This window comes from Kribbella orskensis (genome assembly GCF_004342085.1).
Classification (GTDB): domain Bacteria; phylum Actinomycetota; class Actinomycetes; order Propionibacteriales; family Kribbellaceae; genus Kribbella; species Kribbella orskensis.
In genome coordinates this window covers 206,611-219,373 of sequence record NZ_SLWM01000008.1, presented here as the reverse complement: position 1 = coordinate 219,373, position 12,763 = coordinate 206,611, and the positions used below count along the sequence as shown (strand labels likewise).

Here is a 12,763-nt window from a genome sequence, read left to right as displayed (position 1 = left end):
GCCCCCGAGGTGGGAGACGATCAGCCGGTCACGACGTGGCGGCGGCGGTAGAACCACATCGCGCCCATGGCGACGGCAGCGCCGCCCAGCGCTGAGGCACCCGCCTGCAGGGCCTCGACGCCGTTGTCGTCCGACACCCTGGGGACGCTCGCCACCTTTGCCGGTGGCGGAACCTCGTACTTCGGGTCGAAGTTCGGGTAGTTGTACTCGGTGATGGTGGGCTCGGGCGTCGGATAGCCGGCTCCCTCGTCCGGCCAGCCCTCGGGGACGGGCTGCGTCAGGTGCGTGGCCCAGGACTCCGGGTCCTTGTACATCGCTGACGCTTCGGTGGTGGTCAGGACGACGCCTGCCATCGCCAGGACGGACAGTGCGACTGCTGACTGCTTGCGGTTCATGGCTCCTCCAGTGGACCCTGCGGCGCGGGACCGCCGCTCTACCTCCACCGTCGGGGCTCGGGCCCCCTACCCACATCGGCCGCAACCCCTCAGAAAAGCCCCCGAACCCCTTAGATCTCAGTACTCCCGTCCGCGGAGGGCAGGGTGGTCGGCGATGACAGTGCAGGAACCCGGCTCAACCTCGGTGAAGCCGGCGTCCTGCACGACGGGGAGGCTGGTCCGGAGGAGGGCCGACCACTGGGCCGCCGTAGCGGTGCGGACGGCGACAGGGAAGTCCGCAGACTGCCAGGTCTTCCGAGCGGGAGCCGGCAGGTCGAGCCAGGCGAGGTGAGCGGCGTGGCCGACCTGGGCCATGGTCTTGCCGGTGGACATCTCGAGCTGCGGGTTCACCCACAGAACCGGGGTGCCAGGCCCGGGTTCACCCGGCGGCTCGGGATCTTGCAGATCGGTGCCGGTGACCTGGAGCTTGGCAAGATCCTTGGGCACCTCGTCCAGCGGCACAGGCGGAAACACCCGTACGACGGCCGTCGTCCCGGTCACGGTGATCCCGGGCAGCGCGGACGCCCTGCGCCACTCGGCACCCCGGGCTCGACGTACGAGCTTCCGGATCCGGGCGTCCTGCCAGTCCCGCATCGCGGCGGCCCATTCCCCGTCCCCGACCGACCGCTCGTCCGCCAGGATCGCCAGTACCGCGCGCGCCGCCGTCTCCAGCGCATCCGTCTGCCCCGGCCGCTCCGCCTTCTCCACCTGCAGCACCAACGTCAGCACGAACTCGCGCTCCTCTGAACTCACTCCGCGAGTCTGCCAGCCCGGCCCGCCCGCTCAGCGGACACCTCCGGGTAGCTCGTCGTGCCGCACCCGGGGTGATTCCGGCGGCTGTTAGTTTGGCGGCATGCGGCAGCATCTCGATCTCCTTCAGCACGTCCTGGACCACGGCGTCGAGAAGGGAGACCGGACCGGGACCGGGACGCTCAGCGTCTTCGGCCACCAGGCCAGGTACGACCTGACCGCCGGGTTCCCCGCGGTGACCACGAAGAAGCTGCACCTGCGCTCGGTGGTCGGCGAGCTGATCTGGTTCCTCAGCGGCTCCACCAACGTGAAGTGGCTGCACGAGAACAACATCTCCATCTGGGACGAGTGGGCCGACGCGGACGGCGAGCTCGGCCCGGTCTACGGGTATCAGTGGCGCTCCTGGCCGACCCCGGACGGCCGGCAGATCGACCAGATCGCCGCCGTGATCGAATCGATCAGGAAGAACCCGGACTCCCGCCGGCACATCGTCAACGCCTGGAACGTGGCGGACGTGGACGGGATGGCGCTGCCGCCGTGCCACACGATGTTCCAGTTCTACGTCGCCGACGGCCGGCTGTCGTGCCAGCTCTACCAGCGCTCGGCGGACATCTTCCTGGGCGTGCCGTTCAACGTCGCGTCGTACGCGCTGCTCACCCACATGGTGGCCCAGCAGACCGGGCTGGAGGTGGGCGACTTCGTCCACACCCTCGGCGACGCCCACCTCTACCTGAACCACCTCGACCAGGCCAGGCTCCAGCTCACCCGCGAGCCCCGGCCGCTGCCCACGCTGCAACTGGCGAAGCGGGACTCGATCGACTCCTACGAGATCGCGGACGTCGAGCTGGTCGGGTACGACCCGCACCCCGGGATCAAGGCGCCCATCGCGGTATGACGGTCATCCTCATCGCGGCGGTCGGCAGCAACGGGGTGATCGGCCGCGACAACGACCTGCCCTGGCGGATCCGCGAGGACCTGCGGCACTTCAAGGAGCTCACCCTCGGGCAGACCCTGGTGATGGGCCGGAAGACCTACGACTCGATCGGCCGCCCGCTGCCCGGCCGCCGTACGGTCGTCGTCACCCGGCAGCCGGACTGGGCCGTCGACGGCGTCGAGGTGGCCCACAGCCTGCAGGCCGCCCTCGGGCTTGCCGACGGCAAGGACGTCTATGTGGCCGGCGGCGGCGAGATCTACCGCCAAGCCCTCCCGCACGCCGACCGCCTGGAACTCACCGAGGTCGACCAGTCACCCGAGGGTGACGTCACCTTCCCGGTCTTCGACCGGTCGGACTGGCAGGTCACCGCCCGTAACCCCCACGACGGCTTCACCTTCGTGACCTACCACCGCGCCTGACGGCCCGACGTACGCCTTACCTGACAACGAGTGCGCAACGGCTCGGTCATGGTGGGCCGGGAACCGCGTAGATTGTGTGCGCGTCACGGACTGTGTGACTGGGGACGTGGGCCGCAGGCTCGCGGCAGGCCACCGGAGGGGAACGACGATGACCGAAGCTGACAACACGCAAGGCGCGGCGGCAGCACCGGCGGCGGCAGCCGCGCAGTCGCCGCTGCAGCCGCCGACGGCGACCGCACCCGGCCTGATACTGACCGCGCCCGCACCGACACAGCCCGTCGCCGCGACGGCCGCCCCGAGCCTGGCGCCCGCCGTGGACCCCGCCGCGCTGCCCGGGCTGGACGCGAAGGTCGACACCTTCCTCACCTCGCTGATGACGGTCGAGCCGCGCTCGCCGGAGTTCGCCGCCAAGGCCACTGATGTCCGGAGCATGGGTGACGTCGACATCCGGCACGCAGCGGAGAGCTCCAACCGGCTCCTCCAGCAGCCGGTGAGGGCGCTGCAGAGCGGCGGACTCTCCGAAGGCTCGACGGTCGGCAAGACCCTGCTCGAGCTGCGCCGCACGGTCGAGAGCCTGGACCCGAAGGAAGCCACCGGGGCCAAGAAGCTGTTCGGGATGATCCCGTTCGGCGACAAGATCGAGGACTACTTCCGCAAGTACCAGAGCGCCCAGACGCACCTCGAGGGCATCCTGCACGCGCTCCGCGACGGCCAGGACCAGCTCGGCAAGGACAACGCCTCGCTGAACCTGGAGAAGCAGCAACTCTGGGACGCGATGGCCCGGCTGAACCAGTACGTGTACGTCGCCGAGCGGCTGGACGCCCGGCTGGCGGCGACCATCGCCGACCTCGAGGTGACCGATCCCGAGAAGGCCCGGGCGCTGCGCGACGACGTCTTGTTCTACGTCCGGCAGAAGCACCAGGACCTGCTCACCCAGCTCGCCGTGTCGATCCAGAACTACCTGGCCATCGACATCGTGATCAAGAACAACATCGAGCTGATCAAGGGCGTCGACCGCGCCTCCACCACAACCGTCTCCGCCCTCCGTACGGCGGTCATCGTGGCGCAGGCGCTCGGCAACCAGAAGCTGGTGCTCGACCAGATCACCGCGCTCAACACCACCACCAGCGGCATGATCGAGCGCACCTCGCAGATGTTGCGGGACAACTCGGTGGCGATCCAGCAGCAGGCGGCGTCGGCCTCGATCGGGCTGCCTCAGCTGCAGGCGGCGTTCGCGAACATCTACGCCACCATGGACGCGATCGACACCTTCAAGGTGGAGGCGCTGGACAACATGGCCGCCACCATCGGCACCCTCGAGTCCGAGGTGACCAAGTCGCGCAGCTACCTGGACCGGGTCGCCCAGCAGGACCAGCGGGCGGTCCAGGGCACCCTGGACCTCGGCTGAGCGCGGACCTCGGGACGGAACCGGCAGACGAGCGGGGGGACGGGAAAACTGGATGGCGTTGGGTGATTTCTTCGCGCGGCTGACCGGCCGCAAGGCGGAGCCCGAGCCTGCCCCGATCCCCCGCGCGCCGACCAACGAGGACCTGCTGCAGGCGCTGGTCCGGGTCGAGCAACTGGTCGCGGACGGAGCGGTGCCGGCCGTGGTCGCGTCACGCGTCGGCCGGGTGGTCCGGACTGTCCGGGAGACCATCCCGCGGCTCGGGAACCTCGGCGGCAGCGCCCAGGCGTACTCGGTGATGGCGACGGCGACGGACTACCTGCCGGAGGCGATCGGCGGCTACCTGCGACTGCCGAGGCAGTGGGCGGACAGCCGGCCGGTGGACCGCGGCAAGACCTCGCTGATGATCCTGATCGACCAGTTGGACCTGCTGGGCTCGACGATGGACAAGGTGTTCGACGCGGTCAACCGGGCGGACGCGGCGGCCCTGATCGCACACGGCCGCTTCCTGCAGGAGAAGTTCGGCACCGGCTCGACCGGCGGCGGCCTCGCCCTCGGCCCGACCCCGTCGACACCAGCACCATCAACGCCACCTTCGACACCACCGCCCGACAGCGGGGCGGGACCACTGCAACCACCACCGGGACGAGGAGGAGCATGAGCGGCGCGGGGGGTACTTCGCTGCAGGGCGCACTGTCGGCTCTGCTGGCCGTCGCCGCGCGTGCAGACGTTCCGGAGGACGTTGCCCGGGCGGAAGCACTCTCACTCGCGGCGGCCCTGGCCGAGTCAGCTCCTGGCGCACCAGCCGACTGGGCCTCGGTGACACCTGGCGCTGGCACACAAGACTTCTTCAACGCCGCCGTGCGCGGCCGGAGATGGCGGGGCGCGCCGACCGCAGTACTGACTGATCTGGTCGCGCAGGGATCGCCGGAGAAGATCCCGTACGCCGAGGCGCTGGCTGAGGTGGCATCGGCGGCCTGCAGCCTGGGTGAACCCACCATGCGCGTCATCGGCAACGCCTCGGTCGCAGCAGCGGCCCAGCTCCAAGCAGTAGGCGCTCGGCCAGTCCAGGCGACACCTACCCCAGCTACACCGGCGCCAGCCACACAGGCCAAGTCGCTAGAAGCCAAGGCAGTAGAAGAGAAGCCGGCGGAGCCCGAGCGGACCGTAGAGGAACTCCTGGCCGAGCTGGACGACCTCACCGGCCTAGAGAAGGTCAAGCGCGAGGTACACCGACAGGTCGCAGTACTGCGGGTCGAGAAGCTCCGGACCGAGGCAGGACTCAAGAGCCCGACCATCACCCGCCACCTCGTATTCGTGGGCAACCCCGGCACTGGCAAGACCACAGTGGCCCGGCTGGTCAGTGGCATCTACAAGGCGCTCGGCCTGCTCTCCAAGGGACAGCTGATCGAGGTGGACCGCTCAGAGCTGGTCGCGGGTTACCTGGGGCAGACCGCCACCAAGACAGCCGAGGTAGTCGCCTCCGCAGCCGGCGGCGTGCTCTTCATCGACGAGGCCTACAGCCTGACCGCCGGTGATACCGGCGCCGACCAGTACGGGCGGGAGGCCGTCGACACGCTGGTCAAGGAGATGGAGGACCGGCGCGACGACCTGGTCGTGATCGTCGCCGGGTATCCCGAGCCGATGGAGACCTTCATCGCCGCGAACCCCGGACTGGCCAGCAGGTTCCGGACCACCATCGGGTTCGAGGACTACACGGACGAAGAGCTGACCGACATCCTGACCGGGCTGGCCGAGGGCGCCGACTACGAGCTGACCGAGAAGGCGCTGGACCAGTTCAAGGTGATCCTGGCCTCGACGCCGCGGGACCGCTCGTTCGGCAACGGCCGGTTCGCCCGGAACATGCTCGAAGCCGCGATCGGCCGGCACGCCTGGCGACTTCGCGACGTCACGGCACCCACCACCGAGCAGCTGCGTCAGATCCTCCCTGAGGACCTGACCGACGAAGACCTGAGCGAGCCCGAGCAAGGAGAAACGGCGTGACCCAGACAACCAGTGCGCCCCCGGCGACATTGTCGCCGTCGGCTCCACAGGCCGCGCCCACCGGCCCGCAGTCCTCGTCAACCCCCACCAACTCCCGGCTGGGCGCGGTCCGCGCCTGGTTCGCCGGTACGCCGGGCCGCATGCGGGCCCTCCTCATCCTGGCCGCGGTAGTCGCCGTGCTCTTCGGCGCCGCGGCGGCGCAGGGCTTCCGCCAGTCCGCGGGAGCACTTCAGCGGGCCGAGGAGAACACGGCGCAGCTGGTCCGGATCCAGGCGATCCACACCAACCTGGTCAGCGCCAACGCCAACGCCACCAACGCCTTCCTGGTCGGTGGCCTCGAGCCGCCCGCGCAGCGGCAGCAGTTCGTCGACTCGATGTCGACAGCCGCCAACCTGATCTCCGAGGCAGCCACCGCACAGCCCGCGGACCAGGAGGCTCTCGGCGCCCTCAACGCCACCCTGCTCACCTACCAGGGGCTGATCGAGCAGGCCCGGGCCAACAACCGACAGGGTCTGCCCATCGGTTCGCAGTACCTGAAGGATGCGAGCGCGAGCCTGCAGACGGACTCGCTGCCGCTGGTGACCGCACTGGTCAAGGCCAACGAGGAGCGCGTCGCCACCGAGTTCAATAACGTCGGCAAGGGCAGCGTGTGGCTGTACCTGGCCGGGCTGGCCACACTGATCGTTCTGGGGCTGACGCTGTACTGGCTGGCCCGCAAGACCCACCGGTACCTGAACGTGCCGATCGCCGCAGCCGCTGTGCTGGTGCTGCTGACCATGCTGGTCGGCGGTACGTCGCTGGCGAGCGCCTCGGGCGCAGCCGAGGACACCAGGGGCGACGCATACGCCGACACGCTGGCGCTCTCCCGCGCCCGCATCGCGGCGTACGACGCGAAGTCGAACGAGAGCCTGACCCTGATCGCCCGCGGCTCCGGCGCCGCCTTCGAAGAAGCCTGGAAGAAGTCCTCCGGCACCGTCGACGACCAGATCGCCGCCTCGGACACCAACGGTCCGGGACTGACCAGCCTCTGGAGCACCTACAAGACCGTGCACGTCGCCATCCGGAGGGACGACGACGGCGGCAACTGGGACCAGGCGGTCGACAAGGCGATCGGCAGCGGCGGCCAGACGTCCAACGCCGCCTTCACCACCTTCGACAAGCAATCCGGCGACAGCCTGAACGCGGTCAGCGATCTGACCCAGGCAAACCTGGCCGACGCGCGCGACGGCCTCCCGCCGATCGCCTGGCTCGGCCTGCCGATCGGCATCGTTGCCGCCCTGCTCATCGTCTGGGGCATGTCGCAGCGACTGGAGGAGTACCGATGAACAAGAAATCCCTGATCGCCGGCACCCTGACCCTCCTCTTCGCCGCAACAGCCTGCGGGTCCAGCACCTACGAAGCGACGCCGGTCCCGACCAAGCCCGCTCCGGCCAAGCCGACTCCGGCCCAGGTGAAGCCGCAGCCCGACTGCGGCAACCCGCTGGCCTCCTACGCACCGGAACCTGGTCTGCTCGCATCGGCGCAGTTCCCGGCTGACTCCTACATCACGACGATCAAGAAGCGTGGCCGGCTGATCGCAGGCGTCTCTGCGGACAGCCTGCACCTGGGCGCGCGCAACCCGATCACCGGTGTCATCGAGGGCTTCGACATCGCCATGGTCACCGAGGTCGCCAAGGCGCTCGGCGTCTCGCTCGAACTGCGGGTGATCTCCAGCCCGCAGCGGATCCCGGTGATCGTCGACGGCTCGGTCGACATCGTCGCGCGCAACATGACCATCAACTGTGAGCGCTGGGGCCAGATCGCGTTCTCTGCGGAGTACTACCGCTCCGGCCAGAAGGTGCTGGTCCCCTTGGACTCCAAGGCGAAGAGTCTCCGGGACCTGCCGGGCAAGACGATCTGCGCGCCGGCGGCCTCGACCAGCCTCGACAACATGGTCAGGCTGTTCCCGATGGTCAAGCCGATCACCGCCGACAGCGACGGCGGCTGCCTGGTGCTCTTCCAGCAGGGCAAGGCCTACGGCATCACCGGTGACGACACCGTGCTGGCCGGCGAGGCGGCGCAGGATCCGTACGCCAAGGTGATCAAGGACGAGCGGTTCAGCGAGGAACCGTACGGCCTCGGGATGTCCCTCGAGCACCCCGAGTTCGTCCGGTTCGTGAACGCCGTGCTGGCGGACATGAAGGCGAGCGGTCGCTGGAAGATCCACTATGACGACTGGCTCGCTGAGGACCTCGGCACGGCTCCGACGCCCCCCGCGGCTGTTTACGGCAGGAGCTGATGACAGTAGGTACGCCGACGGCTTCTGCGCCGGCTCCACCGGGGAGGATCGGCAGCAGCATTCCTGCGAAGGATCTGCTGTCGTTCCTCGATGCGCTGGGGGCGTGGCGGGATCGGCGGCGGGCGGAGCTGGACGAGCTCGACCAGGCTGCTCTGCAGTCCGAGGACGCCGATGCGCTCAGTGCTGACGTAGTGCTGTCGATGGCGGTGTGGAAGGCGGTCTCGGACCGGTACGAGCTGATCCTGGTGACCTGGGACTCCGGCCGGGTCGGACCGACCGAGACCGAGCGGATCTCCACCTTGATCTGGGGCGGTCTGGACACCGGCGGGGCCGGCGGATCACTCGCGGTTTCGTTGCCTGAGGCATGCACCTTGTCGGACGCGCTGGCCTCCACGCTGCGGGCCAAGCTCGCCCTGGAGCCCGGCGACGCCGATCTGGCCGCCCGGCTTCGCCAGCTGCGCGCCCAGGTGGAGCGGATCAACGACCTGGTCGCCCGCGAGCCGGCCGTCAGCCGCAACGAGGCGATCGCGGCGCACCACGACCTGGACCGCCGGGTCACCGACCTGACCGAGCGGGCCAGGCGCGGTGCCGACGTGGGCGGCCTGATCGGCCCCCTGGAGATCGATGCCGCCCGCAACGAACGGGACCTGATCGTCGGCGGTGCCACCCGGCGGGAGCGGGCTGCCGACGTCGCCCGGGCGCGCGCGGTCCGGACAGAGCTCGAGGCGCAGGGGCAGGCTGTTCGGGCCCTGGCCGACCGGTGCGTCGCCGGAGTCACCCCGGCGCCACGGCTCGGCGTACCGGATGTCACCGCGCTCGGGCCGGTGCCGAACACCCCTGCCGAGCTGGAGAAATACCTGACCCGCCTGGACGCCGTACGGCGTGCGCTGGGGCAGGCGCAGTCGGCGTACCGGGCCGCGCTTGAGCGGCGGGACGAGCTGGCCGGGCGGCTGGACGCGTACCAGGTGAAGGCCGGCAGCGTCGCCCGGACCAGTGGAACCACCGAAGACCTGGCAGAGCTCTACCGGCGCGGCCATGAGGTGCTTGACTCCGAACCAGTGAACCTGGTCCGGCTCGGCGCACTCGTGGCGGCGTACCAGACCTATCTGGACACCAGTCTGGCCACCGGGCCGAAGCCCCAGCAGGGGCACGAGTCCGGTCGCGCCACAGGAGGGACGACATGACGACCATCGCCTGCACCCAGCCGGGCTGCTCCGGCACGATCATGGACGGCTACTGCGACGTCTGCGGCTCGCCGGCGCCCGCTGGTGCGGTCAGCCCGTCCGCTGTCGCCGGTGCTCCCGCTGTGGAGACTCCGGATACCCCTGACCCGATCAGCACGGCATCGACAGTCTCCCGCGCCTCCAACCGGCTGGCCTCGACACCGCTCGGCTCCGCGCGCGCCCAGGCTGCCGGCTCGAAACTGACCCGTCGCCTCGGTACTTCGTCCACCCGGCTGCGCGGGGCCCGGCTCGGCGCCGGTCTGACCCACGTGCCGCCGATCCCCGCGATCGACGCGAGCAAGGCGATCCTGGCGAACCCGATGGTCCCCGAGGACCGCCGGAACTGCCCGAACTGCGGCAACCCGGTCGGCCGGTCCCGCGGCGACCAGCCGGGCCGGACCGAGGGCTTCTGCCCGAAGTGCCGCAGCCCGTTCTCGTTCTCGCCGAAGCTGAAGGACGGCGACCTGGTCGGCGGTCAGTACCTGGTCAAAGGTTGCCTGGCGCACGGTGGTTTCGGCTGGATCTACCTGGCCCAGGACAAGAACGTGTCCGACCGCTGGGTGGTACTGAAGGGTCTGCTGAACTCCGAGGACCCCGACGCCGTCGCGGCCGCGATCGCCGAGCAGCAGTTCCTGGCCCGGGTCGAGCACCCGCTGATCGTGGAGATCTACAACTTCGTCACTCACGACGGCGCCGGCTACATCGTGATGGAGTACGTCGGCGGCACCTCGCTGAAGACCCTGCTCAAGCAACGGATGGCGGCGAACCACAACCAGTACGACGCGCTGCCGATCGACCAGGCGATCGCCTACCTGCTCGAGATCATGCCCGCCTTCTCCTACCTGCACGACCTCGGCCTGGTCTACTGCGACTTCAAGCCCGACAACATCATCCAGGTCGGCGACGCGGTGAAGCTGATCGACCTGGGCGGCGTCCGCCGGATCGACGACATGGACTCCGCGATCTACGGCACGGTCGGCTTCCAGGCTCCCGAGGTGGCCGAGGTCGGCCCGTCGGTCGCCTCCGACATCTACACCCTCGGCCGCACCCTGTGCGTGCTGGCGTTCGAGTTCCGCGGCTACCAGTCGCGGTACGTCGGGTCGCTGCCGCCGATCTCGGAGGTCCCGCTCTTCCAGCAGTACGACTCGGTCTACCGGCTGCTGCTGAAGGCCTGCGCGTCCGACCCGGCCGACCGCTTCGTCTCCGCGGACGAGTTCCGTGTCCAGCTCCTCGGCGTACTGCGGGAGGTGGTCGCGGAGAAGCAGGGCGTCAAGGCGGCCCAGCACTCCGCGTCGTCCCTGCTGTTCGGCAGCCCGGGTGACCTGGCCGCCGGGCTCGGCGACGCCGCGGCTCCTTGGCAGCGGTTGCCTTCGCTGGCGACGGACAACAGCGACAAGATGGCCGGCTGGCTGAAGACCGTGAGCGTGCCCGACGCGGCCCAGCGGCTCGAACTGCTGGTCAACGCGCCGGAGTCCTCGGCCCAGGTGCTACTGGAGATCGCGCTGGCCGCGCTGGAGTCCGGGCAGTACGACATGGTCGACACGGCTGTCGCCGACCTGCTCGCCGAAGACCCGTGGGAGTGGCGGGCGGTCTGGATGTCCGGGCTGGTCGCGCTGGCCCGCAACGACGCGTCCACGGCCCAGTCGGCGTTCAACGCCGTCTACGGCCAGGTGCCGGGCGAGCTGGCGCCCAAGCTCGCCCTGGCGGTCTCCTGCGAGATCAGCGGCGAGTACGACGTTGCCGAGGGCCTGTACCTCACCTGTGCCCGCACTGACGCCAACTACATCGCGCCGTCCGCGTTCGGGCTGGCAGCGATCCGTTCGAACCGCGGCGACCTCGACGGCGCCGTGGCCGCCCTCGACCTGGTACCGCGAACCAGCGGCGCGTACGTGCGGGCTCGCCGCCAAAGAGCCGGGCTGCTGGCAGGATCGGGGCGTGGGCTGGCGGCGCTGGCTGAGGCGATGAGCAACATCGAGGACCTGACCATCGACCCGGTCGACCGCGCCAACCTGTCGGCGAGCGTGTTCCAGAACGCCCTCGACGAGGTGCGGAAGAGCGGGCCGGATCCCGCCCTGCGGGTCGCCGGCCGGGAGGCGACCGAGCCGGACCTGCGGAACGGGCTGGAAGAGGCTTACCGTGAGCTGGCCGGGCAGGCCCACAGCCGGCAGGAACGGATCGCCCTGGTCGACCTGGCCAACGATGTTCGAGGATGGACGCTGCGATGACGAGTACGACCCAGACGGTCTGCCCCAGCTGTGGCGGACCGATCTCCGAGGCCGACCGCTTCTGCGAGGCGTGCGGGGCCGAGCTCACGCCGACCGGCCCCAGCATGCCGGCGATCGACACCGATACCGAACCGACGATCGAGCTGAACACCGGGGCCTCCGCTGTTCCGGGTCCCTGCCGCTCCTGCGGCGGGACGATCAGCGCGGACGGGTACTGCGAGACGTGCGGCACCAAGGCGACCAAGCCCCGGGACCACTTCAGCGAGCAGCCCGCTCCCTGGGTGGCCGGTGTGTGCGATCGCGGGATCCGGCACAGCCGCAACGAGGACGCCCTGGCCGTAGCGGCCGATCCCGAGCCGGGCAGCAGGGCCTTGCTGGTGGTCTGTGACGGGGTCAGCTCGTCACTCGACTCCGACGTGGCCAGCCTGGCCGCCGCGCGAGCCGCCCGCGACGTACTGGTCGCCGGTCACGCGAAGGGCCTCGGCACCGAGTCGTCGCGCAACAGTGCGGTGGTGGCGCGGCTCAAGGCTGCCGCCGATGCCGCGAGCGACGCAGTACTGGAGAACACGAGTCCGGACAGTCCGAACCCGGCGTCATGCACGTTCGTGGCGACTGTGCTCGAGGACGGTCTGCTGGTGGCCGGGGTCGTCGGGGACAGCCGCGCGTACTGGTTCCCGGACGAGGCAGAGGCCGTCGCCCTGACGGTGGACGACTCGTGGGCCGCCGAGCTGATCGCGACCGGCGTACCGCGGCACGAGGCCGAGACCGGTCCGCAGGCTCACGCGATCACCCGCTGGTTGGGCAAGGACGCCCCGGACCACACTCCCCGTACCACCTCGCTCAACGTCACCGGACCCGGGTGGCTGCTGGTCTGCTCGGACGGGCTCTGGAACTACTGCTCCGAGGCGGCACCACTCGCCGACCTGGTACGTCAGACCGCGGCGGCCAACGGCGGCGAGCCGCTGGCCACCTCGTCCGCGCTCGTCGACTGGGCGAACGCCCAGGGCGGACAGGACAACATCACCGTCGCCCTCGCCCGTATCTAGTTCTCACCGTTGCCCAGCCTGATGCTCGACCGAAAGGACGCCTGA

The 12,763-nt window shown here is 69.8% G+C and carries 12 protein-coding genes; 10 read left to right on the top strand and 2 right to left on the bottom strand.

Features of this window, described 5'->3' with window-relative positions; translation table 11 throughout:
- Positions 1 to 20: 20 nt before the first annotated feature.
- Together EV644_RS23050 and EV644_RS23045 are read right to left on the bottom strand one after the other, a co-directional pair.
- Positions 21 to 395 (bottom strand): hypothetical protein, encoded by a 375-nt coding sequence (locus EV644_RS23050; protein WP_132190764.1) that lies wholly within the window; start codon positions 393 to 395, stop codon positions 21 to 23.
- 117 nt (positions 396 to 512) lie between these two features.
- Complete coding sequence (locus EV644_RS23045; RefSeq protein WP_132190763.1) at positions 513 to 1,187, bottom strand: peptidyl-tRNA hydrolase; 675 nt, start codon at positions 1,185 to 1,187, stop codon at positions 513 to 515.
- A gap of 100 nt (positions 1,188 to 1,287) precedes the next feature.
- On the opposite strand from EV644_RS23045, the gene EV644_RS23040 reads away from it, so the two are divergent.
- The 10 genes from EV644_RS23040 (at position 1,288) to EV644_RS22995 (ending at position 12,718) form a co-directional block, all read left to right on the top strand.
- On the top strand, positions 1,288 to 2,079 hold the full coding sequence (locus EV644_RS23040; protein WP_132190762.1) for a thymidylate synthase: 792 nt from the start codon (positions 1,288 to 1,290) through the stop codon (positions 2,077 to 2,079).
- Entirely contained in the window at positions 2,076 to 2,537 is a 462-nt protein-coding gene (locus EV644_RS23035) for a dihydrofolate reductase (RefSeq protein ID WP_132190761.1), read from the top strand. The genes EV644_RS23040 and EV644_RS23035 overlap by 4 nt, the downstream gene beginning before the upstream one ends.
- A 148-nt stretch (positions 2,538 to 2,685) precedes the next feature.
- Positions 2,686 to 3,945, top strand: a complete 1,260-nt coding sequence (locus EV644_RS23030) for a toxic anion resistance protein (RefSeq protein WP_132190760.1) — start codon at positions 2,686 to 2,688, stop codon at positions 3,943 to 3,945.
- Positions 3,946 to 3,997: 52 nt separating this feature from the next.
- A complete protein-coding gene (locus EV644_RS23025) occupies positions 3,998 to 4,603 on the top strand; it encodes a hypothetical protein (RefSeq protein ID WP_132190759.1) in 606 nt (201 codons plus the stop codon).
- Positions 4,600 to 5,946, top strand: a complete 1,347-nt coding sequence (locus EV644_RS23020; RefSeq protein WP_132190758.1) for an AAA family ATPase — start codon at positions 4,600 to 4,602, stop codon at positions 5,944 to 5,946. Before EV644_RS23025 ends, EV644_RS23020 begins: the two co-directional genes overlap by 4 nt.
- The gene (locus tag EV644_RS23015) at positions 5,943 to 7,271 is read left to right on the top strand and encodes a GlnX family signal transduction membrane protein (RefSeq protein ID WP_132190757.1); all 1,329 of its coding nucleotides are present in this window, start codon (positions 5,943 to 5,945) and stop codon (positions 7,269 to 7,271) included. Before EV644_RS23020 ends, EV644_RS23015 begins: the two co-directional genes overlap by 4 nt.
- Positions 7,268 to 8,224, top strand: coding sequence for a glutamate ABC transporter substrate-binding protein (locus EV644_RS23010; RefSeq protein WP_132190756.1), 957 nt, complete (start codon positions 7,268 to 7,270; stop codon positions 8,222 to 8,224). Before EV644_RS23015 ends, EV644_RS23010 begins: the two co-directional genes overlap by 4 nt.
- The gene (locus EV644_RS23005; RefSeq protein ID WP_132190755.1) at positions 8,224 to 9,408 is read left to right on the top strand and encodes a coiled-coil domain-containing protein; all 1,185 of its coding nucleotides are present in this window, start codon (positions 8,224 to 8,226) and stop codon (positions 9,406 to 9,408) included. Before EV644_RS23010 ends, EV644_RS23005 begins: the two co-directional genes overlap by 1 nt.
- Positions 9,405 to 11,672 (top strand): serine/threonine-protein kinase, encoded by a 2,268-nt coding sequence (locus EV644_RS23000; protein ID WP_132190754.1) that lies wholly within the window; start codon positions 9,405 to 9,407, stop codon positions 11,670 to 11,672. The genes EV644_RS23005 and EV644_RS23000 overlap by 4 nt, the downstream gene beginning before the upstream one ends.
- Positions 11,669 to 12,718: a PP2C family protein-serine/threonine phosphatase gene (locus tag EV644_RS22995; RefSeq protein ID WP_241998649.1), complete on the top strand. Its 1,050-nt coding sequence runs from the start codon at positions 11,669 to 11,671 to the stop codon at positions 12,716 to 12,718. The genes EV644_RS23000 and EV644_RS22995 overlap by 4 nt, the downstream gene beginning before the upstream one ends.
- Positions 12,719 to 12,763: the final 45 nt, after the last annotated feature.

Excerpts from the sequence above, each read along its gene's own strand:
- EV644_RS23000 (WP_132190754.1), top strand. The coding sequence starts at position 9,405 with ATGACGACCATCGCCTGCACCCAGCCGGGCTGCTCCGGCACGATCATG.
- EV644_RS23020 (WP_132190758.1), top strand. The coding sequence starts at position 4,600 with ATGAGCGGCGCGGGGGGTACTTCGCTGCAGGGCGCACTGTCGGCTCTG.
- EV644_RS23030 (WP_132190760.1), top strand. The coding sequence starts at position 2,686 with ATGACCGAAGCTGACAACACGCAAGGCGCGGCGGCAGCACCGGCGGCG.
- EV644_RS23005 (WP_132190755.1), top strand. The coding sequence starts at position 8,224 with ATGACAGTAGGTACGCCGACGGCTTCTGCGCCGGCTCCACCGGGGAGG.
- EV644_RS23010 (WP_132190756.1), top strand. The coding sequence starts at position 7,268 with ATGAACAAGAAATCCCTGATCGCCGGCACCCTGACCCTCCTCTTCGCC.
- EV644_RS22995 (WP_241998649.1), top strand. The coding sequence starts at position 11,669 with ATGACGAGTACGACCCAGACGGTCTGCCCCAGCTGTGGCGGACCGATC.
- EV644_RS23025 (WP_132190759.1), top strand. The coding sequence starts at position 3,998 with ATGGCGTTGGGTGATTTCTTCGCGCGGCTGACCGGCCGCAAGGCGGAG.
- EV644_RS23040 (WP_132190762.1), top strand. The coding sequence starts at position 1,288 with ATGCGGCAGCATCTCGATCTCCTTCAGCACGTCCTGGACCACGGCGTC.
- EV644_RS23050 (WP_132190764.1), bottom strand. The coding sequence starts at position 395 with ATGAACCGCAAGCAGTCAGCAGTCGCACTGTCCGTCCTGGCGATGGCA.
- EV644_RS23035 (WP_132190761.1), top strand. The coding sequence starts at position 2,076 with ATGACGGTCATCCTCATCGCGGCGGTCGGCAGCAACGGGGTGATCGGC.